This is a genomic window from Nocardiopsis sp. iso_186 (genome assembly GCF_056173365.1).
Window position 1 is genome coordinate 1,247,949 of record NZ_CM149670.1, and the last position, 20,405, is coordinate 1,268,353.

The window sequence follows — 20,405 nt, forward strand, 5'->3', positions numbered from 1 at the left end:
TGCCGCCCGCCATGGTGCCCGCTCCCGTGATGCCTACCCGGCCGCGACCGGGGCCCCCGCGCCGCGCTGCTCCTCCTGGCGGGCGTCCTCCGCCCCCAGGGCGATGGGGGCTGCCAGCCACTCGTCGTTCAGGCCGAACGCGTTGACCAGGTCCCGGGCGTGCGGACGCAGCCGCTTGCACAGGTCGTTCACGGTCGCGGTGACCGCCTTGGCCCGTGCGGGAGTCAGACGCTCGTGCTCCAGGAACCAGGCGCGATCGGCCTCGATCACCGAGAGTGCGTAGAGATCGCACAGCTGGTTCAGTACCGTGCGCACCCCCTCGTCCTCGGCGCGTTCGATGCCGGCCACGAACGCCTCCAGCACGATCCGGTCCACGTGCGCCCGCCCGGCCAGCAAAACGTGGTCCTGGGCGTCGTTGAACACGTCGAAGGCGTCCACCCCCGGAGCCGAGGAGCGTCGCAGCCGCTTGGCCAACCCTTCCAGGACATGGGCTTCACGGTCCTCCAGCAGCTTGCACTGCCAACCGCGATCCAGCAGATCGGCCTCCTCGCCCCGACCCGGCGCCGCGCTGACCAGACGCTCGATCAGCGACCGGGCGGCGGTGCGCTCGATCACCGTCTCGAAGAACTGGCCCGCCGCGAACCTGGCCATGCCCAGCGTGTCCAGGCTGCCGAACTCGTCGCGGTAGTTGGTGAGCAGGCTCTTGCCCACCAGTTGCAGCAGGACCGTGTTGTCGCCCTCGAACGTCGTGAAGACATCGGAGTCGGCCTTGAGCTGGGGGATGCGATTCTCCGCGAGGTATCCCGCACCCCCGCACGCCTCCCGGCACGTCTGAATGGTGTGCGTGGCGTGCCAGGTTGACACCGCCTTCAGCCCGGCCGCGCGCGACTCCAACTCCCTCTGGTCGTGGTCGCTCAGCGCAGGCCCTTGGGCCCCGTCGTGCAGCGCCGACACCAGTTCCTCCTGCGCGAAGTGCAGGGCGTAACTGGTGGCCAGCGCCGGCAGCAGTCGCCGCTGATGGGCCAGGTAGTCCAGCAGCCGCACCTCACCGTCCCCGCCCGGCCGGTCGAACTGCCGGCGCGCCTCGCCGTAGCGCACCGCGATGGCCAGTGCGGCCTTGGCCGCCGTACCCGCGCCTCCGGCCACGCTGATACGCCCCCTGATAAGGGTGCCCAGCATCGTGAAGAACCGGCGGTTGGGGTTCTCCACCGGACTGGAATAGACACCGTCGGAATCCACGTTCCCGTACCGGTTGAGCAGCGACGTGCGCGGCACCCGCACCCGGTCGAACCAGAAACGCCCGTTGTCCACCCCGTTCAGTCCCGCCTTGGTGCCGCAGTCCTCGATGCGCACACCGGGCATCGCCTCGCCGGCGGCGTCACGCACCGGAACCACCAGCGCGTGCACGCCATGCTCCTGTCCGTCCGTGATGAGCTGTGCGAACACCACCGCCACCCGGCCGTCCCTGGCGGCGTTGCCGATGTAGTCCTTGCGCGCCGCCTCGTCAGGGGTGTGCACCACGAACTCGTCGGTGTCGGGATCGTAAGTGGCCGTGGTGCGCAGCCGCTGCACGTCCGAGCCGTGTCCGGTCTCGGTCATGGCGAAGCAGCCGGGCACCTCGACCGACATCACCTTGGGCAGGTACTCGGCGTGGTGTGCCTCGGTTCCCAGCGCCTGGATCGCGCCGCCGAACAGTCCCCACTGCACGCCGACCTTCACCATCAGCGACATGTCGCACACCAACATCTCGAAGGCGACCACCGACGCCCCGATGTCGTCGGCCCCGCCGTGCGCCGAGGAGAAGCCGTATGTCGGGATCTCCGTCCGCGCCAGCGCGTGCAACTGGTCGGTCACCCTGCTGCGGTGCTCCTCCACTCCGAGCCCGTACACGGGCGCGAAGTCCGGACCGCGCAGCACCTCCCGGGCACGATCGCGGATCGCCCCCCAGCGCCCGTCCAGCAGCCTGCGCATCGCCTGTCCATCGATCCCGCCCGATTCCCGGGGGTCACTCATGTGCTCTCCGATCGTTCTTCCCACCCGTCGTACCACTTCTACTCAACCCGCCTCGAACCCGACACGCCCGGTCCGCGCAAGTGCGCAACGGTCCCTTTCCCTCCCCACGGCCGGGGGTGGCCATCCACGGCCGTGTGGTCCACCTCCTGTGCTGCCGTGGTTCTTCCGGTCAGGACATCTTTGTGTCTGGAGAACGGTGGAAAAGGCAAAAAGCAGGTTCCAATCCAGGGCCACCGGGCAAACCTGAAAAGTACGTTTCCGACGTTGGGAGATCCGCCATGGCCCATCTCAGCGAAACCGACCTCCATGACTACATCCGAGGGATCTGCTTCAAGACCGGTCCGCCAGGAACCGTTGGGGCAGAAACGGAATGGCTGGTCAGTGATGTTTCCAGCCCTGGTGCTCCGGTCGCCATCGACCGCCTCCGATCGCTTCTCGCGGATGTCGGACCACTACCCGCCCGCAGCGTCATCACCTTCGAACCCGGCGGACAGATCGAGCTCAGCTCCCCGCCGCAGGACGGGCCAGGCGAGGCCCACACGGCGCTCAGCGCCGACATCGCCCATATCTCCCCCCGATTGAAGTCCGCCGGGCTGCGCCTGCGCGGACTGGGGCTCGACCCTGACCGGCCACCGGTCAACCAGCTCGCAGTCGCCCGTTACACCGCCATGGACCACTACTTCGCGTCCGGCGGCGACGCAGGGCGCACCATGATGTGCTCCACGGCCTCCCTCCAGGTCTGCCTGGACATCGGGGCCGACACCGGTGACGCCCACCGCCGCTGGCGCCGGGCGCAGCGGCTCGGCCCGTTACTGGTCGCGGCCTTCGCCAACTCGCCGCTGTGGCGTGGCCGTCCCACCGGCTGGCGTTCAACCCGCTGGGCGATCTGGGCGGCTATGGATTCCACCCGAACCAGTCCTATGAGCTGCGACGACCCTGCCCGGACCTGGCTGCGCTACGCCCTCGACGCCCGGGTCATGGCCGTACGCTCCGAACACGACCCCTGGACGGTGGACCCCGGGCTCACCATGCGCCAATGGCTGGCCGGTGCGGGTGCGCGTCCGCTCACCATGGACGACTTCGTCTTCCACCTCAGCACCCTGTTTCCGCCGGTGCGTCCACGCGGCTGGCTCGAACTGCGCATGATCGACGCGCTTCCCCTCCAGTGGTGGGGCGTCGCCGTGGGTGTGGCCAGCGCGCTCATCGACGACCCCATCGCAGCGGGCGTCGCCGAAGAGGCCACCGACAAACTCCTCCAGGGCGGTGACCCCCGCCCCCAGGACTGGCTGCGTGCTGCCCGCGACGCTCTCACCGACCCCGAACTGGCCCGGTGCGCCCGGGTCTGCTTCGAGGCCGCTATCCGGGCACTGCCCGGTATGGGCGCCCCCGAACTCGCCGGGCTCGTGCACGACTACGCCGACCGCTACGTCGAACGCGGCCGGTGTCCGGCAGACGACCTGGTGCCCGTGAAGGAGCTCACATGACCGAGGAGACGAGCAGCGACCGCCTCAAAGAGCGCATCGCCACGGAGCTGGGGCGTGCCCGCGCGCGCAGCAACGGGCTCACCGTCAACGCCCTGGACACGCCGGGACTCCAGGCGCAGCACTCCCCGTTGATGTCCCCGCTGGTCTGGGACCTCGCCCACGTCGGCAACTACGAGGAGCAGTGGCTGGTCCGTGCAGCCGCCGGCCAGGAGGCCCTCCGCCCCGACATCGACCGCCTCTACGACGCGTTCGAGAACCCCAGGGCCGCTCGCGTGCAACTGCCGCTGCTCACCCCGCAGGAGGCGGTGCGCTACAACGCCGATGTCCGCGCGCGGGTGCTGGACTCCCTCGACCGCGCCGACCTCTCCCGCTCCGCCCCATTGCTCGCCGACGGGTTCGTCTACGGCATGGTCATCCAGCACGAGCACCAGCACGACGAGACGATGCTGGCCACCCACCAATTGAGAACCGGTGATCCCGTCCTGGCCGGTCTGCTGACCCCCGGACCGGCCGCGGCCCCGCTCGACCCCGCCGAGGCATGGATCGAACCCGGCCCCTTCACCATGGGCACCGACGACGACCCCTGGTGCCACGACAACGAACGCGGCGCGCACACCGTCAACCTGCCCGGCTACTTCATCGACACCATTCCCGTACGCAACGCCGACTACCTGCAGTTCATGGCTGACGGCGGATACGACCGGCAACACTGGTGGAGTCCCGTCGGGTGGGAGTGGCGCACGCGGTCGGGCAAGCGTGCCCCGGCGTTCTGGCGCCAGGAGGCGGGGGAGTGGACCCGCCGCAGATTCGGTCTGGTCGAACCCGTCCCACCGGAAGAGCCGGTCCAGCACGTCTCCTACCACGAGGCCGATGCCTATGCCCGGTGGGCGGGCAAGCGCCTGCCCACCGAGGCGGAGTGGGAGAAGGCCGCCCGCCACGATCCGGCCACCGGCCGGTCGCGCCGCAATCCGTGGGGCGACCTCGATGCCGGCCCCGATCACGCCAACCTGGGCCAACGCCTGCTGCGCCCCGCGCCTGCCGGGTCCTTCGCCGCTGGGTCCTCGCCACACGGCGTGCACCAGCTCATCGGTGACGTCTGGGAATGGACTTCCACCCCTTTCCAGGCGTACCCGCGCTTTCGCGCCTTCCCCTACCCGGAGTACTCCGAGGTTTTCTTCGGCGGCGATTACAAGGTGCTGCGCGGGGGGTCCTGGGCCACCCACCCCAGCGTCGCCCGTTCGACCTTCCGGAACTGGGACCACCCCATCCGCCGACAGATCTTCGCGGGTCTGCGCTGTGCGAGGGACGCCGAGTGAGGACCGCCCGCAGCCCTCGACCGGACCGCGCCGCGCCGAACGAATCGGAGGTGTCCTGAATGTGCCGGCACCTGGCCTACCTGGGTCCGGCCCGGACCCTGCACGAACTGCTCTACGCCACGCCATACTCCCTGCACACCCAGTCCTACGCCCCCCGTGAACAGCGGCACGGTTCCGTCAACGCCGACGGGTTCGGGGTCGGCTGGTACCACCCCGACCGTGCCGAACCGGTGCGCTACCGCCGTGCCATGCCGATCTGGGCGGACGCCTCCTTCGCGGACGTCGCCCGGGTCACCCGCAGTACCTGCGTCGTGGCTGCCGTACGCGACGCCACCGTCGGTTTCGCCGTGGACGAGTCCTGCGCCCAGCCGCTGCGCGCAGACACCTGGTTGTTCAGCCACAACGGAGCCGTCGCCGACTACGAGGCGGTGGCCGACGTCGTCGGTCTCCCCCTGCCGTCCGGCGCCCTGGAGGCACGCGCGCCCGTGGACTCCGCCCCGCTGTTCGCCATGGCGGTCCGGCTGTGGCGCAAGGGCGAGGAACTGGGGTCGGCCCTGGCCGCGGTCGTCGCCGCGGCCAGGGCCGTCTCGCCGGGGCGCTACAACCTGCTCGCCTCCGACGGGCACACCCTTGCGGCCACCGTCGCCGGCGACACTCTCTACCTGCGCAGCGACGGCGAATCCGTGCTCGTCGCCTCCGAACCCCTGGACGACGCCTCCGGGTGGGAACGCGTCCCCGACAACTCCGTACTCACCGCCTCGGCCACCGGCCACCACGTCGTACCGATCCGCTGACCGCGTCCAACCGGGAGACCTGATGCCCACCGTCGAGACCCACATCACCGCCGCCGACCTGCACGCGGCCCTGCGCCATGACGTCGAGCAGGGGCTCACCACCCGCCCGCGGACCCTGCCACCCAAATGGCTCTACGACGAGCGTGGAAGCGCGCTGTTCGAGCAGATCACCCGGTTGCCCGAGTACTACCCCACCCGCACCGAGCGCGCCATCCTCGCCTCGGCCGCCGTGAACATCGCCGGGCTCGCCCGCGCCGACACCCTCGTCGAACTGGGGTCGGGGTCGGGGGAGAAGACCCGCCTGCTCCTGGACGGGATGCGCGACACCGGGTTGTTGCGCCGCTTCGTCCCGGTGGACGTGAGCGGCGACTTCCTGGAGGAGGCCGCCGGCAAGATCGGCCTGGACTATCCGGGGCTGGCCGTGCACGCCGTCATCGCCGACTTCGACCGCCACGTCGAACAGCTGCCGGTGGACGGACGTCGCATGGTCGCCATGCTGGGGTCCACCATCGGCAACCAGACCCCGGGGCAACGCCACGATTTCCTCAGTGGGCTGCGCGCCACCCTCAAATCCCAGGATTCCCTGTTGCTGGGGGTCAACCTCGTCAAAGGAATCGACCGTCTGCTGGCCGCCTACGACGACCCCGCGGGGGTGACCGCTTCGTTCAACCGCAACGTACTCCGGGTGATCAACAACGAACTCGGCGCCGACTTCCATCCCGGCCGATTCGGTCACATCGCCCGATGGGACGCCGAGCACGAGTGGATGGAGATGCGACTGCGCTCGGACGAACAGCAGCTCGTGCACATCCCCGATCTCGGACTGACCATCGAGTTCGACCGCGGGGAGGAGATGCGCACCGAGATCTCCGCGAAGTTCCGCATCGACGGCGTACGCGCCGAACTGGCGGAGTGCGGGCTCCCCGTCACCCGGGTCTGGACCGACCCGGAAAAGGACTACGCGGTGCTTCTCGCCCGGCCTTCCTGAGCATCGCCAGGATTCGGCCCGATAACATTCCGGTCCACCGTGAACCGGATGCCGTCCGCCTGCGTCCAAAACCAGCGAATCTGTATAAATGGGGGCGGGTAGGCTCGCCGACAGCGGGTATCGCCGGTGCTAAAAGGGCAAGGGAAGCGGGAGAACCTGGTGATCGAACTGGTCGTGGTCGCGCTCATCGTCGGGGTGGTCGTGGGAGTGGTGGTCTATCTGTTGGGTCGATCGAAGAAGGCCACGGTGCCCGCTCCCGCAACGCCACAGCCGAAGGCGCCCGCGGACCCCTTCGCCGAGGTCGGGGGGACCGAGGGCGACCCGCGTTCGCTCAAGGCCGGCGACATGGTGGACTTCGGTGTGGAGCGGAGCTGGATCCGCGGCTCCCTGCGGCTGTCCGAGGGCGGCTCGGTGTGGTCCGAGCACTTCCTGGAGGTGGAGGGCGGCCGTCGCTGGCTGTCGGTGGAGGAGGACCCCGACGTCCAACTCGTGATGTGGACCGGGCGCCCCGACCTCGACCTCGTTCCCGGCCCCAAGCGGCTTGAGGTCAACGGCGTTCAGTACGGTCTCAGCGAGCGCGGTACCGCCTCCTACCGTTCCGAAGGCACCACCGGTCTGCGCGAGCGCGGCGGTATGGACTACGCCGACTACAAGAGCCGCGACGGCCACCACCTCTCCTTCGAGCGCTTCGACCACGGCAGCTGGGAGGCCAGTCTCGGCACCTCGGTGGCACCCGGCTCCTTCACCATCTACCCGGGCAGCTAGACCGTGCGCGCCGCCATCGACGTGCCCTTCACCGACACCAAGGCCGCCGACCTCGCCTGGAGTATCACCCACCCCCTGATCCCGCCGCTGGCCGACCGGGTTCTCTCCCTGGCCGGTGCACGCGTGGAGCTGCGCGTGCTGGGCGCCTCCCACCAGGTGCTCCTGGAACGCGGTGATGTCCGGCTCGTCGAAACGGTGGCCTGTCTGCCCGGACTGCCCGCCGACCTCCCGGCCACGGCCACGCCCGCGGTCCGCGGGGTGGCGCGCCACGACTTCGCCAGCTCGGTCCTGCACCTGACCCCCGACGACTTCACCTGCGCAGTGGCGCGCATCCGCGAGCACCTGGCCGGGCGCCCCGACGCGCTCCTGGCTGTTTTCCCCGGCCACCCCCTCGCGGTGACCGCGCTGCTGGCGCTGGAGGCCGGCCCGGTCGTGCACTGGTGCAGCTGGCACGCCTACCCCCAGACCGGCGAGCTGGTGCGGACCTCTTCCACCACGGTCCTCGCACCCGGCTCCGAGGAAGGACGCTGACCCATGGCACGAGCACGCTCCTCCATCGTGAGCAGAACCGCGCGGGCACGGCGCACCGCCACGGCACTCGCCGTGAGCCTGGCGCTCCTGGCCCTGCCCGCCTGCTCCGAGAACCGACGCACCTGCGGCGACTACCGCAAGGTCGGCAACAACTACCAGTACGATCCGGACCGCGGTACCCACAAGCGAGAGGGCGGCGGCTTCGTCTACGTCGGCGACTGTTCCTCGCGTTCGGGGGGCGGCGGTGGCGGCTTCTGGTACACCGGGGGCGGTGCCAGCGGAAACAACAACGGCAGCGGTAGCGGGGGCATCGGCGGCAGCGGAAGCGGCAACCGCGGCGGCGGACCCGGTTTCGGCAAGTAGCCCCGCCCCTTTTCCACCTTTCCCACCCACGCCCATGAGGATCCTGTGCAACTCCTTCTCGAAGTCATCGCCTGCCTGTCCTACGGACTCGTCGGCACCGCGCTGATGGCCATCGGCTACCTGATCGTGGACGTGCTCACGCCGGGCAAGCTGCACGAACTGATCTGGACCGACCGCAACCGCAACGCCACCCTGATCGTCGTCGCCAACACCCTGGGCGTGTCCATCGTGGTGGCCTCGGCGATCCTGGCAAGCGGGCCCGGTCTGCTGTTCGGCCTGACCAGCACGGCCGCCTACGGTGCGGTGGGGCTGCTGCTGATGGCGCTGTCCTTCTTGCTCATAGACGCGCTCACCCCGGGCAAACTCGGCTCGATCGTCGCTGAGTCGGAGCTGCACCCGGCGGCCTGGGTCAACGCCAGCGCGCACATCGCGGTGGCGATCGTCGTGGCGGCCGCGATCTCCTGATGAGTGATGTGGTCGCCGCCCCGACCGGGGCGGACGAGCCCGCCAAGCCGCGCCTTCCGGTCCGTCCGCGCGTCGCCCGGTTCCTCGTCATGCTCGGGGTGTTCATCTGCGCGGCGTGCGGTCTGGTCTACGAGCTCTCGCTTGTCGCCCTGGGCAGCTACCTGCTCGGCGACACCATCACCCAGGCGTCGGTGGTGCTGTCGGTCATGGTGTTCGCCATGGGTATCGGGTCCTTGGCGTCCAAACGCCTGACCCACCGCCCCGCCTTCTACTTCGCCGTCATCGAAGGACTGCTGTCGCTGATCGGCGGCCTCGCGGTACTGCTGCTGTACGCGGCCTTCGCCTGGTTCTCCCTCTACCAGCCGGCACTGATCGGCATCGCTTTCGTCCTGGGCGCCCTCATCGGCGCCGAGATCCCGCTGCTGATGACGCTCATCCAGCGGATTCGCAAACAGGACGCCGCCAGCGCCGTCGCCGACCTCTTCGCCGCCGACTACGTGGGCGCCCTCATCGGGGGCCTCGCCTTCCCCTTCCTGTTGCTGCCGGTGTTCGGGCTCCCCAGGGGACTGCTGCTGGTCGGTGCGGTCAACGCCGTCATGGGGGTGGCGGTGGTCCTCTGGTTGTTCCGCCGCTCGCTGACCCGGGCCTCCCAGGCCCTGCTCGCCGGAGGGCTGGCACTGGTCCTACTGGTCCTGGGGTCGGCCTTCGCCTTCTCCGAGCAGTTCGAGCTGAGTGCCCGTCAAGCGCTGTACCGCGACCCCATCGTGCTGTCGGAACGCTCCGAGTACCAGGAGATCGTGGTCACCCGGGCGTTCGATGGAACCGACCTGCGTCTCTTCCTCAACGGCGACCTCCAGTTCTCCTCCCTGGACGAGTACCGCTACCACGAGTCGCTGGTCCACCCGGCTATGGCCGAGGCGCACGCCAGCGTGCTCATCCTCGGCGGCGGCGACGGGCTCGGACTGCGCGAAGTGCTGCGCTATCCCGACGTCGAGCGAGTGGTCCTGGTGGACCTGGACCCCGCGGTCGTACGCCTGGCCCGCACCGAACCCGTCATCAGCAGGCTCAACGAAGGGTCGCTGGACGACGACCGGGTGGACGTGGTCAACGCCGACGCCTTCAACTGGCTGCGTGACAACGACGAGCGCTTCGACGTCGTCATCGCCGACCTTCCCGATCCCGACGACGTGGGAACCGCCAAGCTCTACTCGGTGGAGTTCTACACCCTGGCCGAGCGGGCGATGGCCGAGAACGCCCGGATGGTCGTGCAAAGCGGTTCGCCCTACTTCGCAGCCCAGGCGTATTGGAGCGTCGGGCGGACCATCCAGGGGGCGGGCCTGCACACCACCCCCTACAACGTGGACGTGCCCAGTTTCGGGAACTGGGGATTCCACCTCGCCGCCGCCGGGACCGCCCCCGACGTGCGGATGCCCAGCGAGCACCCCGAGACCCGGTTCCTGGACGAGGAGACCCTCGCCGCGGCACAGTCCTTCCCCAAGGACCGCCGCCCCAGCGACACCGACCCGGAGCTGGCCTCGACGCTCCTGCACCCGCGCATCATCGACTACCACCGTGGGGCCTGGCAAGGGTACTGATGTGTGTGAGCGTATGCTCACGCGTCGGAGCGTACGACTGCTGAGCCGCGCGGGTACCCTCGCTCTGACAAGCAGTCCCCGGGACGATCCGGGGCCGCCACCGGTGGATCGGGGAGCACAGATGTCCAGCGGCGCGGTAACGCCACGGACCCGGCAGCGACAGGAGCGCAGCGAGCAGTTGCTCGCCGTCGCCATCGACCTGTTCCGCAGGCACGGCTACCACCAAGTGGGTATGTCCGACATCGCCGCGGGGGCATCCATGTCGGGCCCCGCCCTTTACCGTTATTTCACCGGTAAGGGCGAACTGCTCAGTCGTGCCGTGCGCTCGGCAACGGACGCCTACGTCGCCGTTGAGGCCGACCACGTCCCGGGAAGCCCCGTCGCAAGCGCCTTTCCGTCACTTGCCCTGATGACCGTGGACCGGCGCGACGAGATCGCGCTGAGCCTGCGCGATCACCGCTACCTGGGGGAAACCCAGAAAGCGGAGGGCATTCGCCAGGCCGCGACGTCGTTCGTCTTCTGGCGCACCGAGCTGTGCCGGGAACGCCCCGGGCTCACGGTCGAGGAAGCCGCGGTCCTGGTGGTGGGCGTCTACGGTGTCCTCGGCAGCACGGGGCGCCACCGGGTCCGGATGCCCCGCGCCCGCTACGCCGAACTCCTGGCCCAGGCCGCAGCCCGCGTCCTGCACACCCGGTTCCCGGCCCCCGAGCAGGACTTCCTGCCCGTACTTCAGCCGCTGCAACCGGCCGGTTCGCGACTGGAGGCGGTCACGGCCGAGGCGGCCCGCCTGTTCCGCGAGCGCGGATACCACGGGGTCAGCATGGAGGACATCGGTGCGGCCGCCGGCGTGACCGCCGCCGCCCTGTACAAGCACACCCCCAGCAAAGCGGCCCTGCTCACCGACATGTTCCATTCGGCCTCGGACCGCCTCAACACCGCCACTCGCGAAGCCCTGGTCGGCGTCTCGGATCCGTTGAGCGCCCTGAGCCGGCTCGCCGCGACCCGACTGGGACTGGTCCCGCACTTCAGTGACCTCCTCGCGGTCTACGTGACCGAGAGCGAGAACCTCTCCGACCGCGAACTGGGTCTCCTGCGCCGCCGCCAGCGCGACTATGCCTCGCTGTGGGCCCGATTCATCATGGAGATGCGCCCCCAGGAGGACACCGCGAGCGCCAGGGTCCTGGCCAACTGCGCGATCAACACCATCGACGAATTCGCCAACATCGCCGATGTCACCGCGCGTCCCGCCTTCCGCAACGAGGCAGTGGAGATCGTCCTGCGTGCCATGGGGGTTGTCCCCGCTCCCCGGTAGGAGCCGGGCATCGTCCGTTGACGCCCCCTGCTATGCACCGACCTGGACACATTCGGACGGACGTGACGTAGGGCAGCGTTTCGGTTACTCTGCCCAGCGAATCAAGGGGCGGGAAGCAGCAGACAAGCACCGGCGACCGGAGTCGCAGCGGCTGTCGTGGGTCGGCTCGGCGCCTCATGGCCGCAAGCCGACGCCGTTTTCTCCCGCCTCATGCTCCGATCGTCCGGGAAAGGACATTGATGCGCCCCATCCCCCTTGCGCTGCCCCCCACCCCCGACCGGCGGCGCCGCTTTGCGCTCGGCGTGTCCGTCGTGGCGGTTGCCGCTCTGATCGGGCCAGCGGCTACCCCCGCCGCGGCCGACCCGGTCGCGGGCCCGGTGGCCGACCTGCGCGCCGACATCAGTGCCCTGCTGGACTCACCCGAACTGCAAGGGGCCACGTCCGGTGTCACGGTGCGCAGCCTCGACAGCGGCGAGCTGTTGTACGGCAACGATGCCGCGACCCCGCTGATCCCGGCGTCCAACGCCAAGCTGCTCACCTCCGCCGCCGCGCTCGACGTCCTCGGCCCCGACCACACGTTCCGCACGACCGTCAACGCGGGGGAGGACCCCGGCGACGGAGTGGTCGAGGGCGATCTGATCCTGAGGGGCACGGGTGATCCCACACTGACCGCCACCGTCTTCGACGCTCTCGCCGCGGAGGTCGCCGGCTCGGGAGTCACCCTGGTCACCGGTGATCTTCTCGCCGACGACACCTGGTTCGACGACCAGCGTCTCGGCGCGGACTGGGATCCCACCGACGAGCCCTACTACTACGCTTCGCAGATCTCCGCACTCACCGTCGCGGCCAACAGTGACTTCGACACCGGTGTGGTCAACGCCACCGCCGCACCCGGTGTTCTGCCCGGGCTGGCGGTGGACCCCGAGCTCGTTCCCGCCGGAGCCAACCTCCAGATCGTTGACCAGGCCACCACCGGCGAGCCCGACAGCGTGGCGACGCTGGGGGTGAACCGCGCCCCGGGCACCAACACCTTCGGGTTCACCGGCTCGCTCCCCGCGGGAGGTTCTGCCTTCCAGACCCTGCGCACCGTGCACGAACCCACCGACCACGCGGCCCACCTCTTCGCCGCGGCTCTGGAGGCCGAGGGGGTCGAGATCGCCGGTGAGGTCCGTCGAGGGTCCGCGCCCGGGACCGTCCATCAGCTGGTCGAGCACGAGTCGATGCCGTTGCAGGACCTGCTCGTACCGTTCATGAAGCTCTCCAACAACGGCCATGCCGAGATCCTCGTCAAGGCCATCGGCCACGAGGCCCTCGGAGAGGGCACCTGGGAGGCGGGGCTTGCCGAGGTGGAGGAGGCGATCAACCGTCTTGGCGTCACCACCGACGACCTGGAGTTGACCGACGGCTCCGGCCTCTCCCACACCAACCTCGTTCGGGCCGACCTCATCGACGACCTGCTCACCGAGGCGACGGATCAGCCGTGGTTCGAGGTGTGGAAGACGTCGCTGCCCTTGGCCGGCGAGGCAGACCGCCTGGTCGGCGGCACACTCGCCCAGCGCATGCGCGGCACCGCGGCCGAGGCGAACGTGTACGCCAAGACCGGCAGCCTCACCGGCGCCAGCGCCCTGTCCGGCTACGTCACCACCGCCGACGGTGAGGAACTGGCGTTCTCCATCGTCAACAACGGCTACCCGGGGATCCCGCCGCGCGCCGTCCAGGACGCGATCGCCGTTCGTCTCGCGGAGTTCACCCGCGACGACCAGGTCCGGCCCCTGTCCCGTTCCACCACTCAGTACGAGAACGAGCAGAGTTACACCGGCGACCTTGAGTGCACCTGGTCGGGCGCCTGCTGAGAGCCTTCCCGCCGTTGATCGTGACCCCGCCCACCGGTGACATGGGGGAGAAGGGGGCGAGGGGTCACGATCAACGGAGGACGGGGGCCTGCACCGCGATCAGCAGCAGCCCCACCGACGCAACGGTGAACGGCACGATCCGACGCGGGCTGACGGCCAGGAACGCCAGATGGGTGGGGACCGCCAACCCCACGACCACGACTCCCGGCAACAGTCCGAGCGCACCGAGTCCCAGGGTCAACTCGACCAGGGCGGCCCCGATCGCCGCCGCACGGAGCAGCGGCAGGAACCAGGGGCCCTCCAGGAGTCCGGCCATCACCTGTGGCGAGGGTACGCGGAAGAAGTCGGGGCTGCCTGCGCGCGCCTGGTAGGCCCCGTAAGCGATGTTGTCCGCTAGGACTCGCCCGCTCATGAAATGCGGGGACCCCAGCTTGCGTATCCCCGCCACCAGATAGAGCTGTGCGGCCCCCAGCGACGCCGCAGCCCCTGCCGGGACCGTCCCGGCCACTCCGACGAGAGGGAGACCCAGGCGCAGCACCAGCACCGAGGCCAGCAACGTCATGCACACCGACGTGTAGCGGGCGGTGTCCAAGGCCCCGTCGCGCACCAGCCAGGCAACGCAGGCACAACACAGCGCCAGGGTGGTGTTCTGCGTCCAGGGGGCCGGAACGATAACGGGAGCCAACGCCATCGCCACGGCCAGGAGCAGCCCCAGACGGGCCAGCGCCCATCGCGACCGCAGCCGGCCCGGGTGCGTCCAGCCCGCGCCCGGCCGGTAGACCCGGAGGTCGGGATGGTGCAGCCGGATGGTCCGGCTGTCCAACAGGGTCAGACTCGTTCGCCAGGCCAGAGCCAACGCCAGGCAGTACAGCGCAGTCGTCGTCGCGGTGGCACCGGCCCCCCCGTCGGTCAGGCTCACTCGACCTTCCGCAGTACGCAGGTCAGCGCCGGGATCTCTGCCCCGTGGGCGATCTGGGCCACCCGTAACCGGCGCGACTCCGGATCGTAGGCCACCCGCCAGTTTCCTTTGGAACCGATGATCACGCCGTCGAACGCTGGAACCGGACTCGGAACGCACAGTGCGCGCCGCAACTCGACCGGGTCGAGGAAATGGCCGTCGGGAGACACGTGGAATTTTTCTAGCGGCAGAGGAATCGTTCGATTTTCGACTGTGCTGTAGAGAAAACCTTTGGCCGATCCCGAATACATGCCCCACGCGAACGGTTTCTGTGGATCGGTTCGCACGCCCCAAACAACAGAAAAGACCAACAGGGCAATACCGCCGACGCTCAGGGCAGACACATCAGGGGCCCATCCCGTCATCGCTCGTCCCTTCCGTCACGGTGTTTTCTGGTAGACCGACACGTGGTACAGAGAGTCGTCGGCCAAAGGACGGCCGCTCCAGTCCCCGTACCTGTCCCGCAGGTGCAGGCCGGCCGCCTCGGCCATCAGGTCGAGCTCGCCCGCTCCCGCATAGCGGAAGGGCACGTGAACGTGGTGCACGCCCTCGCCCGTGGTGACGACATAGTGCGACTCGTAGCGCTGGGTGGAACGGTGCACCCGGCGGTACAGCACCACCAGGTCCTCGTTGCCGGTTGGCACCACGTGCCCACCGCTCATTCGCGGACTCTCCAGCGCCTCGGGCAGCGGCGCGTCGAACACGAACAATCCACCCGGCCGGAGCCGGAGGGCCGCATTGCGCAGGCAACGCACCTGTTCCTCCTGGCTCTGTAACTCGAACAGGGTTCCGCCGACGAGATAGACGAGGGCGTGGCCGCCTTCGTCGGGACCGTTGACGAAGTCGCCGAAGGAAACCGGCACGACGTCGTCGCCGGCCTTCTCCCGCAGTCGCTCCACCATCGCTTTGGACGCCTCCACCCCCCGGACGTCCACGCCCGACCGGGCCAGGGGCAGGGCCACCCGACCGGTGCCGATCCCCAGTTCGACCACGCTTCCGCCATCGGCCACCAGCGAGGCGAGCAGTCGGACACAGTCGTCGGTGGGCGCCGCCGCGCCGAACCAGCGGTCGTAGTTCATGGACAGGAGGTCCTCGTAGGAACGGCCGCTCACCCGGATCGCGTCATCAGACATGGTCACCTTCCGAACGTGGGAACAGACAGGTTCTCGGTGGAGCGGCCCCGCAGTTCAGCCCAGCGGATGCGGGGGGATTCCCGGTCCGCGAGTCCCAGTGCTGAGCCGTTCCGTCACCGGGAGACGACGAGCGCCGGGAGCGACGGTGCGCACCACCACCGCACCGGTGGAGGCCAGGTTCGCGACGGTGGTGTCCACCCCGATGACGTCGCGCTCGGTATGGTCGGCCAGCGTCTGGGCCTGAACCGGCCGGGGAACCATACGGCGATCGGGGTCGGGCCAGTGCATCCGTCCCGCGCAACTCATCAACCGTCCCAGACCGTTCTGCCGGTGGAACGCGTGCAGGGCATGGGCGACCGGTCCGCTGATCCAGGGATTGCGTTCGGTGGCCAGCCAGTCGGCGACCGCGCCCGCTGCCGGAGTCTCCATGCTCCAGCGCACCATCAACGCCTCGTGCGCCGCTGCCCGGGCAGCGGCGGCCACAGCGGGGCCGTCCGTGACGTCCCCGACCGCCCGCGCGCCGAAACTCTGCCGGCGCTGCTCGGGGGAGTGCAGGCAGCACAGGATACAGGCGCTGCCCCTGGGGCCGGGCAACAACAGGAACGTACTCGCGAGCGTCAGCGCGTCCAGGGCCTCGCGCAGCGGTTGCGACAACGGCGGGCGCCCGGTCAATTCGAACCGGGGTGCGTAGTCGTACCAGGTGCGGGCGATCAGGTCCCTTTCAAGGACCTCCAGTAAGCCGTGCACCCCCGCTGCGGCATGAGTGGCATGTGCCGCCAGTCCGGTCGAACCCGGCGACGGCAGCGCCACCGAACCCAGGGATGACCGGTGGGCCAAGTACACGGCCCAGGCCGGGACCAGGACCTGCCCGCCGCCGGTCAGGGACTCTCCCGGGACCCATAGCATCTCGGCCTCGCGCAGCCCCGGGTAGCCGGCAAGCTCCGGCCAGGCGAGAGGGTCCAGTGCCGGACGGCCGGTGCGGCGCAACCGGTCGAACCGGCCCATGAGCGCGCCGGGGACCCGCCCCCGCTCGGCCTCGCGACCGGCGACGACGTTGTGGACGCGTTCCAGGAGTTCTCCGCGGGCGCGCACCGTCACCGACTGGGCGGTCTCGCCTGCGGCAGAGCCGATCAGGACCCGTTGGCCGCCGGCAGCGTCGTTGGGCGCGAAGTCGGGTGAGCGGGCCGCGACCCGCCCCATCAGCAGTCCGCTGACCTGGGGGACGGGGGTGAACAACCGCACCGGCCAGCCGGGGGTCACCAGATTGTGTGGCCGTCCCACGGTCTCGGGGACGGGAGGAACCGTGTCAGCGGTGCTCGTCATGCGGACCGCTCCAGGAGTGCAGCTGCTTCCTCGACCATCGAGTGGCCGTGCACGGTGATGCTGTCGGCATGCGCGCGCATCGTCACTACGCCTTTCCTGCCTTGTTCGGCGAGAACCGCCCGGCGCTCGCGCACCGCGTCCCCGTTTGCTCCGGCCCGCAGCGCCCTGTCGTAGAACTCCATGCTGCGTGCCAAGACGATGACCTGTTGGAACAGTCCGGACAGCGGGCGCGGGTCGGCCCTGAGCGGAGTCTGTACCAGGGGGGAGGCCCCACTGTCGGGGAGCAGGAACGGCTCGGCGACAGCAGCGGCATTGCAACGGTTGTGGGTTCCTTCGTGGACCAGTGCCTCGGCGAAGCGCACCGAGCCGGGGAGGCCGTCCTGAGCGTCCTCCAGTCGTTCGCTGTTCACGAACACCACTCCGTGGACGGTGAAATCGGTGAACCCCTCCAGGCCGTGGCCGTCCAGGAGCGCGATCTGGCGCAGGACCACCGCCAACTCCGCGAGCATTTCCGGCCACGCCGCGCCCAGGAGCCGACACGACGCGCGCAGGGCCGCGCGCCGGTCGTCATTCCACGCACCGATGACGACCTCGTCAGCGGTGGTGGTGCGGCCGGGGACCGCGGCGACCTGCGCTGCGGCTCGGCGCACACTCGCGGTGAGGTGCCGTTCCGGGCCGGGGAGGCCCACCTGCCAGAGGTCGTGCACCTTCTCGGTGAACGCGGTTGCCACGACCCGGGTGGCAGCCGCTGCCGTTTCCGCGGTGAACCGACCGCGGACCCCGGCGTTGACGTCGCCACGTCGAGCGGCGCGCTGTGCCGCATGGGCCAGTGAATGGAAGGCGGGGTGCCGCAGCGCCGAGGCCGGGGGCACGCTGTCGGGGCCGATGAGTTCGGTGAGCCGGCCGCGCACCAGTCGGGCGAGATGCTGTTCGTCGCGTTCGGCGGATTGTGCCTCCGGTGCCACCCGCATCCGAATTCCCTTCGCAGAGATTCACCGTGTGAGTGGGGCGGGCCGGCTGACAACCCCACCCCACTGTCTGTCCTGACAGTCGGTCGGTTATCCGGGGACGTTGACCATAAGAGCGAACTCGGGCAGTTCTTCGCCGTTGACCATTTCGATGTTGACGTCGTGCGTGTCTTCCACTATTCCTCCTGGAATCGGGAATTGGGTGTCGCTCCTTCTCGATCGCCGGGCGACAGGAAAATGGTTGCACGGTCAACGGTTCGGGTCTAGATGCCAATTCGTGGGGGCGGCGATGTCCACGCCTTTTGGCAATCCGGGATTCGCGTATTCGCGCACCTCACGAAGATGCGTGAACTAAGGGTTGTGTTGGTTCGGTGACATTCGTGTCACCAGAAAACACGGTGGGAACGCCACGTGAGGAATTCTGGACTTCGAGGCAGGGGAGTCCGAGAGGAATTGTCCGCAGCGGAGTGCGTATTCCGCCGAATCGTTCAGTGGCGAGTGGATCGGGGGCGGTCTCGCTCGCGTGAGCCGGTGGCGGGCGCGCCACTGCGGTGCGGTCTGCGGCCGCTCCGGGAGTGAACCCGGTCACACGGTGCCGGCCCGCGATACGGCCCCGGCGCCCTGTTGTGCCACGTCGCGCCGCGCGACGGGAAGCCGCCGGCCACGGCACGGGCACGAAAGCCGGTCCATGGTGTTGTCGGGGCCGGTCGCCGTGCCCGTGCGGCCGTGCGCAGTCGATGCGGGGTGGTCGCCCCTCGCGGTGAAGAGGGGAAGCGTCAGGCCAGCGCCTCGCTGATACGCGGAACGAGGCGGTCGATCGCGTAGGGAATGGACAGGACCGAGTTGTAGGTGATCGCCCCGCGCTGGTCGAGCGCGGTGGACACGATCGCGTCGGCGCCCACCACGTCCAGCGTGTCGAAGACCGGGGAGTCCTCGGTCACGTCGAAGTCCTCGTCGTCGCCGAGGACGAGGAGGACGTCTCCGTCGAGCATGTCCACTTCTTCGGGGGAGATCTCGACGAAGAAGCTTTCCCCCGTGTCCTGGGCTGTGATCGCTTCGGGGATCTCGAAGCCGAGGGAGACGAGGAACTGTCCACGGGCGTCCCCGGCGAGGAAGGCACCGTACTTGCCCTCGTAGGGCAGTACGGCTGCCCCGGTCCGCCCCGCGAACTCCGGGTGGGCCGCGCGCGTCTCGGCCAGGAGTTCGTCGGTGGCCTCGTTGAGCGCGGCGCCTTCGTCGGGTTTGCCGAGCGCGGTGGCGATGAGCTCCGTCGCGTCCTCCCGGGGGACGGTGTAGGCGGCGACTCCGGCAGGCCGCGCGACCACCGGGGCGATCTGGGACAGGCTCTCGTACACGGAGGCGTCGAACCCTGCGGAGACCCCGATGATGAGGTCCGGGGCCAGAGTCGCGATCTGTTCGATGTTCGGCTCGGAGTCGGACCCGATATGCGTCAGTTCGGCCCCCTCGACGAGGTCGTCGGTCCACGGACCGAGGCCCGTCTCGAAGAACGCGAAACCCGTGTTGCCGACGGGGACCACGCCCAGCGCGAGTACCACGTCGGCGTCGGTGACCCCCAGAGTGACGATCCGCTCCGGTCGCTCCTCGATCGTGGTGGTGCCGAATTCGTGGTCGATCGCCACCAGGAACGGGTCCGCGGAGTTCGTCGGTGCTTCACTGGCGGTGCCGCACGCCGAGAGAAGAACGAGGGAGGCTAGTGCGCAGGTGAGCGTGCGTCCGGGGGACATGGAACTCCGTTCGACTAAGGTTAGGCGTACCTACATTAGCGATTCCTTTCGGAGGCGCCCCGGCGGGGTTGCGGGTCGGGGGCGGCCGCCCCCGGTGTTCTCGACACCGCAGACGTTCGTTGACGAAGGGCCCGGGGCGTGGTGGGCGCGGATGCTGCGGTCGGGGTCCGTCTCGTGGGCCCGGCCAGGGAGGTTTTCGCGTGGCCCGCGGTCCGGTCCCGTTGGGGAGTCGGTGCGGCGAGTCCCGAGGCCGTGTGCCCGTGCTGTCGGGGAAGGGTCTCCGTGTCGGGCGGCAGATGCGTTCCGCGTCTGCTTTCGGTGATTTCCCCTCCTCCGGAGAAGGCATTCCGCGTCCGGGCCTCCGGGGCGGCGGTTCTGTCGCGAGAAAAATTCCTCCAGGTCAGAAGTTGTCTACGTTTCTTCAATCGCGGGGAACGGCGGGTAGTTGCATGACCCCTTCGGCAAGGGGTGGTTATTTTTTTCACCCACTTGGCTTTGTCTGGTGGTTTCCTACAAGGAGTCCCCGCCTCCTTCCCGGCTCCGGCAGTCGTGCCGGTGGGCCGCCGGGAGATTCGTCTCGGATGACGTGGGCGGAGGGACTGCCGGTCGCGCTCCGGCTCCCTCTCTCCCCCGGCTATGGGGCGCGGGGGATCGGCGGACGGTCGGGATCAATTGCCCGGATCGGTGGACCGGCCAAGCGTTGAGCTGTGCTTATCCGGCTCGTATTGTTTGAAGATTTTGGGTTGCGTTTCTGGTCGCGTGCAATATGGTATTGCCTTTCGTGGCGATCGGAGGTGCG

General features: G+C 69.2%; 18 protein-coding genes. 11 read left to right on the forward strand and 7 right to left on the reverse strand.

The window, feature by feature from the left end:
* Positions 1 to 33: 33 nt before the first annotated feature.
* The gene (locus tag AC0VYP_RS05645) at positions 34 to 2,013 is read right to left on the reverse strand and encodes an acyl-CoA dehydrogenase family protein (protein ID WP_475472871.1); all 1,980 of its coding nucleotides are present in this window, start codon (positions 2,011 to 2,013) and stop codon (positions 34 to 36) included.
* A 278-nt stretch (positions 2,014 to 2,291) separates the two neighbouring features.
* On the opposite strand from AC0VYP_RS05645, the gene egtA reads away from it, so the two are divergent.
* The 11 genes from egtA (at position 2,292) to dacB (ending at position 13,479) form a co-directional block, all read left to right on the forward strand.
* Positions 2,292 to 3,497 carry an ergothioneine biosynthesis glutamate--cysteine ligase EgtA gene (gene egtA, locus AC0VYP_RS05650; RefSeq protein ID WP_285759149.1) on the forward strand — a complete coding sequence of 402 codons (1,206 nt, stop codon included), beginning with the start codon at positions 2,292 to 2,294 and terminating at the stop codon, positions 3,495 to 3,497.
* Positions 3,494 to 4,813 (forward strand): ergothioneine biosynthesis protein EgtB, encoded by a 1,320-nt coding sequence (egtB, locus tag AC0VYP_RS05655; RefSeq protein ID WP_475472873.1) that lies wholly within the window; start codon positions 3,494 to 3,496, stop codon positions 4,811 to 4,813. The genes egtA and egtB overlap by 4 nt, the downstream gene beginning before the upstream one ends.
* 59 nt (positions 4,814 to 4,872) lie before the next feature.
* The gene (gene egtC, locus AC0VYP_RS05660) at positions 4,873 to 5,607 is read left to right on the forward strand and encodes an ergothioneine biosynthesis protein EgtC (protein ID WP_475472875.1); all 735 of its coding nucleotides are present in this window, start codon (positions 4,873 to 4,875) and stop codon (positions 5,605 to 5,607) included.
* Between the two features lie 22 nt (positions 5,608 to 5,629).
* Positions 5,630 to 6,595 (forward strand): L-histidine N(alpha)-methyltransferase, encoded by a 966-nt coding sequence (gene egtD, locus AC0VYP_RS05665; protein WP_475472876.1) that lies wholly within the window; start codon positions 5,630 to 5,632, stop codon positions 6,593 to 6,595.
* A 156-nt stretch (positions 6,596 to 6,751) separates the two neighbouring features.
* On the forward strand, positions 6,752 to 7,360 hold the full coding sequence (locus tag AC0VYP_RS05670; RefSeq protein WP_475474168.1) for a DUF4178 domain-containing protein: 609 nt from the start codon (positions 6,752 to 6,754) through the stop codon (positions 7,358 to 7,360).
* 3 nt (positions 7,361 to 7,363) lie between these two features.
* Positions 7,364 to 7,891: a DUF2617 family protein gene (locus AC0VYP_RS05675; RefSeq protein WP_285759156.1), complete on the forward strand. Its 528-nt coding sequence runs from the start codon at positions 7,364 to 7,366 to the stop codon at positions 7,889 to 7,891.
* Positions 7,892 to 7,894: 3 nt separating this feature from the next.
* Positions 7,895 to 8,254, forward strand: a complete 360-nt coding sequence (locus AC0VYP_RS05680; RefSeq protein WP_285759158.1) for a hypothetical protein — start codon at positions 7,895 to 7,897, stop codon at positions 8,252 to 8,254.
* 45 nt (positions 8,255 to 8,299) lie between these two features.
* The gene (locus AC0VYP_RS05685) at positions 8,300 to 8,719 is read left to right on the forward strand and encodes a DUF350 domain-containing protein (RefSeq protein ID WP_285759159.1); all 420 of its coding nucleotides are present in this window, start codon (positions 8,300 to 8,302) and stop codon (positions 8,717 to 8,719) included.
* Entirely contained in the window at positions 8,719 to 10,314 is a 1,596-nt protein-coding gene (locus AC0VYP_RS05690; protein ID WP_285759160.1) for a polyamine aminopropyltransferase, read from the forward strand. The genes AC0VYP_RS05685 and AC0VYP_RS05690 overlap by 1 nt, the downstream gene beginning before the upstream one ends.
* Positions 10,315 to 10,435: 121 nt before the next feature.
* Complete coding sequence (locus AC0VYP_RS05695) at positions 10,436 to 11,626, forward strand: TetR/AcrR family transcriptional regulator (protein WP_285759161.1); 1,191 nt, start codon at positions 10,436 to 10,438, stop codon at positions 11,624 to 11,626.
* A gap of 239 nt (positions 11,627 to 11,865) precedes the next feature.
* Complete coding sequence (dacB, locus tag AC0VYP_RS05700) at positions 11,866 to 13,479, forward strand: D-alanyl-D-alanine carboxypeptidase/D-alanyl-D-alanine endopeptidase (RefSeq protein ID WP_475472879.1); 1,614 nt, start codon at positions 11,866 to 11,868, stop codon at positions 13,477 to 13,479.
* A gap of 70 nt (positions 13,480 to 13,549) precedes the next feature.
* On the opposite strand, the gene AC0VYP_RS05705 is transcribed toward dacB, so the two are convergent.
* The 6 genes from AC0VYP_RS05705 to AC0VYP_RS05730 all read right to left on the reverse strand — a co-directional run bounded on the left by AC0VYP_RS05705 (position 13,550) and on the right by AC0VYP_RS05730 (position 19,606).
* Positions 13,550 to 14,398 carry a hypothetical protein gene (locus tag AC0VYP_RS05705; protein WP_285759164.1) on the reverse strand — a complete coding sequence of 283 codons (849 nt, stop codon included), beginning with the start codon at positions 14,396 to 14,398 and terminating at the stop codon, positions 13,550 to 13,552.
* Positions 14,395 to 14,781 (reverse strand): hypothetical protein, encoded by a 387-nt coding sequence (locus AC0VYP_RS05710; protein ID WP_285759166.1) that lies wholly within the window; start codon positions 14,779 to 14,781, stop codon positions 14,395 to 14,397. The genes AC0VYP_RS05705 and AC0VYP_RS05710 overlap by 4 nt, the downstream gene beginning before the upstream one ends.
* 36 nt (positions 14,782 to 14,817) lie before the next feature.
* On the reverse strand, positions 14,818 to 15,570 hold the full coding sequence (locus tag AC0VYP_RS05715) for a class I SAM-dependent methyltransferase (RefSeq protein WP_475472880.1): 753 nt from the start codon (positions 15,568 to 15,570) through the stop codon (positions 14,818 to 14,820).
* A 54-nt stretch (positions 15,571 to 15,624) separates the two neighbouring features.
* Positions 15,625 to 16,893 carry a YcaO-like family protein gene (locus AC0VYP_RS05720; RefSeq protein ID WP_285759169.1) on the reverse strand — a complete coding sequence of 423 codons (1,269 nt, stop codon included), beginning with the start codon at positions 16,891 to 16,893 and terminating at the stop codon, positions 15,625 to 15,627.
* Positions 16,890 to 17,864 carry an aKG-HExxH-type peptide beta-hydroxylase gene (locus AC0VYP_RS05725; protein WP_285759171.1) on the reverse strand — a complete coding sequence of 325 codons (975 nt, stop codon included), beginning with the start codon at positions 17,862 to 17,864 and terminating at the stop codon, positions 16,890 to 16,892. The genes AC0VYP_RS05720 and AC0VYP_RS05725 overlap by 4 nt, the downstream gene beginning before the upstream one ends.
* A 773-nt stretch (positions 17,865 to 18,637) precedes the next feature.
* Positions 18,638 to 19,606, reverse strand: coding sequence for an iron-siderophore ABC transporter substrate-binding protein (locus AC0VYP_RS05730; protein WP_475472881.1), 969 nt, complete (start codon positions 19,604 to 19,606; stop codon positions 18,638 to 18,640).
* Positions 19,607 to 20,405 lie beyond the last annotated feature (799 nt).

Excerpts from the sequence above, each read along its gene's own strand:
- AC0VYP_RS05645 (WP_475472871.1), bottom strand. The coding sequence starts at position 2,013 with ATGAGTGACCCCCGGGAATCGGGCGGGATCGATGGACAGGCGATGCGC.
- egtA (WP_285759149.1), top strand. The coding sequence starts at position 2,292 with ATGGCCCATCTCAGCGAAACCGACCTCCATGACTACATCCGAGGGATC.
- egtB (WP_475472873.1), top strand. The coding sequence starts at position 3,494 with ATGACCGAGGAGACGAGCAGCGACCGCCTCAAAGAGCGCATCGCCACG.
- egtC (WP_475472875.1), top strand. The coding sequence starts at position 4,873 with ATGTGCCGGCACCTGGCCTACCTGGGTCCGGCCCGGACCCTGCACGAA.
- egtD (WP_475472876.1), top strand. The coding sequence starts at position 5,630 with ATGCCCACCGTCGAGACCCACATCACCGCCGCCGACCTGCACGCGGCC.
- AC0VYP_RS05680 (WP_285759158.1), top strand. The coding sequence starts at position 7,895 with ATGGCACGAGCACGCTCCTCCATCGTGAGCAGAACCGCGCGGGCACGG.
- AC0VYP_RS05690 (WP_285759160.1), top strand. The coding sequence starts at position 8,719 with ATGAGTGATGTGGTCGCCGCCCCGACCGGGGCGGACGAGCCCGCCAAG.
- AC0VYP_RS05695 (WP_285759161.1), top strand. The coding sequence starts at position 10,436 with ATGTCCAGCGGCGCGGTAACGCCACGGACCCGGCAGCGACAGGAGCGC.
- dacB (WP_475472879.1), top strand. The coding sequence starts at position 11,866 with ATGCGCCCCATCCCCCTTGCGCTGCCCCCCACCCCCGACCGGCGGCGC.
- AC0VYP_RS05715 (WP_475472880.1), bottom strand. The coding sequence starts at position 15,570 with ATGTCTGATGACGCGATCCGGGTGAGCGGCCGTTCCTACGAGGACCTC.
- AC0VYP_RS05720 (WP_285759169.1), bottom strand. The coding sequence starts at position 16,893 with ATGACGAGCACCGCTGACACGGTTCCTCCCGTCCCCGAGACCGTGGGA.
- AC0VYP_RS05725 (WP_285759171.1), bottom strand. The coding sequence starts at position 17,864 with ATGCGGGTGGCACCGGAGGCACAATCCGCCGAACGCGACGAACAGCAT.
- AC0VYP_RS05730 (WP_475472881.1), bottom strand. The coding sequence starts at position 19,606 with ATGTCCCCCGGACGCACGCTCACCTGCGCACTAGCCTCCCTCGTTCTT.